Source organism: Asaia sp. W19, from assembly GCF_003994335.1.
Classification (GTDB): domain Bacteria; phylum Pseudomonadota; class Alphaproteobacteria; order Acetobacterales; family Acetobacteraceae; genus Asaia.
Window position 1 is genome coordinate 1 of record NZ_PNQZ01000135.1, and the last position, 3,019, is coordinate 3,019.

3 protein-coding genes are annotated in these 3,019 nt (G+C 62.1%); 1 reads left to right on the forward strand and 2 read right to left on the reverse strand.

Annotation, left to right across the window (positions count from 1 at the left end):
• Window positions 1-852, reverse strand: an 852-nt coding sequence (locus tag C0V97_RS17330) for a tRNA modification GTPase (RefSeq protein WP_148114968.1), incomplete at its 3' end; no start/stop codon positions are given.
• A 13-nt stretch (window positions 853-865) separates the two neighbouring features.
• On the opposite strand from C0V97_RS17330, the gene C0V97_RS17335 reads away from it, so the two are divergent.
• Window positions 866-1,315 (forward strand): methylated-DNA--[protein]-cysteine S-methyltransferase, encoded by a 450-nt coding sequence (locus C0V97_RS17335; protein ID WP_127099530.1) that lies wholly within the window; start codon window positions 866-868, stop codon window positions 1,313-1,315.
• Window positions 1,316-1,587: 272 nt separating this feature from the next.
• On the opposite strand, the gene rho is transcribed toward C0V97_RS17335, so the two are convergent.
• Window positions 1,588-2,883 (reverse strand): transcription termination factor Rho, encoded by a 1,296-nt coding sequence (gene rho / locus C0V97_RS17340; RefSeq protein ID WP_127099532.1) that lies wholly within the window; start codon window positions 2,881-2,883, stop codon window positions 1,588-1,590.
• Window positions 2,884-3,019: the final 136 nt, after the last annotated feature.

The following is a 3,019-nucleotide window of genomic DNA, read 5'->3' on the forward strand; positions in this document are numbered from 1 at the left end:
CCCCCCCCCCCCCCCCGCCGTATCGACCAGACGCAGGCGCACCCCGTGAAACAGCCAGTCGATGGCGATTACGTCACGCGTGGTCCCGGCGCGATGCGTGACGATCGCCGCGTCATACCCCGCGAGATGGTTCAGCAGGCTCGACTTGCCCACATTGGGCGCGCCCGCAATCACCACCGTCAGGCCTCGACGCACAATCTCACCCCGCTTGTCAGACAGATGTGCCTGCAAGGCATCGCGCAATGCATCGAGCCGACGCGTCAGGGCTTGCTCGACCTCTTCCGGCAGATCTTCATCCGGAAAATCGATCAGCGCTTCCTGATGGGCGAGCAAGGTCTTGAGCGTTTCACTCCATCCCTCATAAACGCGGCTCAACGCGCCATCCGCCTGCGCCAGCGCCTGTTGACGCTGGCTGTCACTCTCGGCCTCTACCAGATCGGCAATCGCCTCAGCCTGAAGCAGGTCGAGCCTCCCGGCCTGAACCGCTCGCCGCGTGAACTCACCTGCCTCGGCCGGTCGCGCCCCCAGCGCGGTCAGCGCCAGCGCCACACGATCGATCACGGCCGGACCCGCATGAAGATGCAACTCGAACCCATCCTCCCCGGTATAGGAGCGCGGTCCAGGCAGCCAAAGCACCATTGCATCGTCCAGATGCTCACCCTCGTGATGCAGGGCGCGAAGCCCCGCATGACGCGGTTGTGGCACCCGTCCACCGCACAGGGCTGCAAGCACCTCTTGAGCGCCGGGGCCACTTGCGCGCATGATGGCGATCGCCGCCCGCCCGGCACCCGTCGCCAGAGCGAAGATTACCTCACCCTTGCGTCCCGCCCGGCTTTCCGTCGCGTCAACCATGTGAATTCCTTCTATGCCCCAGCTCTCTTTTCATTCTCCCCTCGGCCCCCTGACCCTTAGTGAAGACGAGGGCGCTATTGTTGCCCTCGACTGGGGATGGGGCCGCGATCAGGAAAAGACGCCCCTTCTTACTCGCGCCCACACGATGCTGGAACGCTATTTCGACGGCGAAGCGGAAAGTTTCGATCTGCCCCTCGCCCCTTGGGGCACCCCCTATCGCAAGACCGTCTGGGCCGCCCTGCGCGATGTGCCCTACGGCCAGACAATCAGCTATGCCGACCTCGCTGCCAAGGCCGGAGGCTCGGCCCGCTCCATTGGGGGCGCCATGGCCCACAACCCCATCCCCATCCTGATCCCCTGCCACCGCGTTCTCGGCAAGACCCATCTGGGCGGCTATTCAGGCGAAGGCGGCCTGGACGACAAGCGCTATCTCCTGAAACTGGAAGGCGTCACGCTCTCATAAACCGGAGAGGTTCTGCGGGGCGGAGCCCCATGAAGGGAGGTTCTTGCAGCTGGAAACCTCCGCGGGGCGCTGCCCCGCTCCCCGGAAAGGGGCGCGCCCCTTTCATCCCGGTTCATCCCGGTTTAGTCAAACAGGTTTCCAAAGGACGACCGTCCTTTGGCGGGGTATGGGGCGGAGCCCCATGATGACGACCTCCATCATCGAGATCGGCCCATAAAAAAAACCGCCGGAAGCGTGGGCCTCCGGCGGTTTTTCATGATCCGGAAAGCGGATCAGTTGTTCATGGCGTCGAAGAAGTCCTGGTTCGTCTTGCTGTATTTCAACTTGTCGAGCAGGAAGTCCATCGCGTCCATCGTGCCCATGGGCGAGAGGATGCGACGCAGCACCCACATCTTCGAGAGCGAAGCACGATCCACGAGGAGCTCTTCCTTACGCGTACCCGACTTGGTGATGTCGATGGCGGGGAAGGTACGCTTGTCAGCCAGCTTGCGATCGAGGATGAGTTCGGAGTTACCCGTGCCCTTGAACTCTTCGAAGATCACCTCGTCCATACGGCTGCCCGTGTCGATGAGCGCGGTGGCGATGATGGTGAGCGAACCGCCCTCCTCAATGTTACGTGCCGCGCCGAAGAAGCGCTTGGGGCGCTGCAGGGCATTGGCATCCACACCGCCGGTCAGCACCTTGCCCGACGACGGGACAACAGTGTTGTAAGCGCGCGCCAGACGGGTGATCGAGTCGAGCAGGATCACGACGTCACGCTTGTGCTCGACCAGCCGCTTGGCCTTTTCGAGCACCATTTCAGTTACCTGCACGTGGCGGGTCGCGGGCTCATCGAAGGTGGAGGACACGACCTCGCCGCGTACCGAGCGGGCCATGTCCGTCACTTCCTCGGGGCGCTCATCGATCAGAAGAACGATCAGGAACACATCGGGATGGTTGGCGGAGATGGACGAAGCGATACTTTGCAGCATCACGGTCTTACCGGTGCGCGGCGGGGCCACGATCAGGGCGCGCTGGCCCATGCCGATAGGGGCCACGAGATCGATCACGCGCGGTGTATAATCGCGCTGATCCTTCTTGCCCTTGCCGGTTGGCTGAGGCTCCGGTGCACCCACCTGCTCGACTTCCATACGCAGGCGACGCTCGGGATAGAGCGGCGTCAGATTGTCGAAGTTGATGCGCTGACGAACCGAGTCCGGTTCTTCGAAGTTGATCGAGTTGACCTTGAGCAGCGAGAAGTAGCGCTCGCCATCGCGCGGGGCGCGAATCTGACCCTCAACCGTGTCACCTGGGCGCAGCCCGAAACGACGCACCTGAGCGGGGGAGATATAGATATCGTCAGGGCCAGGGAGGTAATTGGCTTCAGGCGAACGAAGAAAGCCGAAGCCGTCTGGCAGGATCTCCAGAGTGCCTTCGCCGTAAATGGCCTGCTCATTATCCGCCAGGGTCTTGAGAATGGCGAACATGATGTCCTGCTTGCGCATCGACGATGCGTTTTCGATCTGCAGTTCTTCAGCATAGGCCAGCAGATCGGCAGGGGTTTTTTTCTTGAGTTCAGCAAGATGCATGAAAAGCGCCTTAGATGGGCTATAGTCTACTGCCGGGGAGACGGAAGCCGTATCCGTGACAGATGATCGGTCGCGAAAGAATGCCCCGTCAGATGGGCCGCAGAACGGGCCCGACGATGAGCGAAGACGAAAGGTC

Excerpts from the sequence above, each read along its gene's own strand:
- C0V97_RS17335 (WP_127099530.1), top strand. The coding sequence starts at position 866 with ATGCCCCAGCTCTCTTTTCATTCTCCCCTCGGCCCCCTGACCCTTAGT.
- rho (WP_127099532.1), bottom strand. The coding sequence starts at position 2,883 with ATGCATCTTGCTGAACTCAAGAAAAAAACCCCTGCCGATCTGCTGGCC.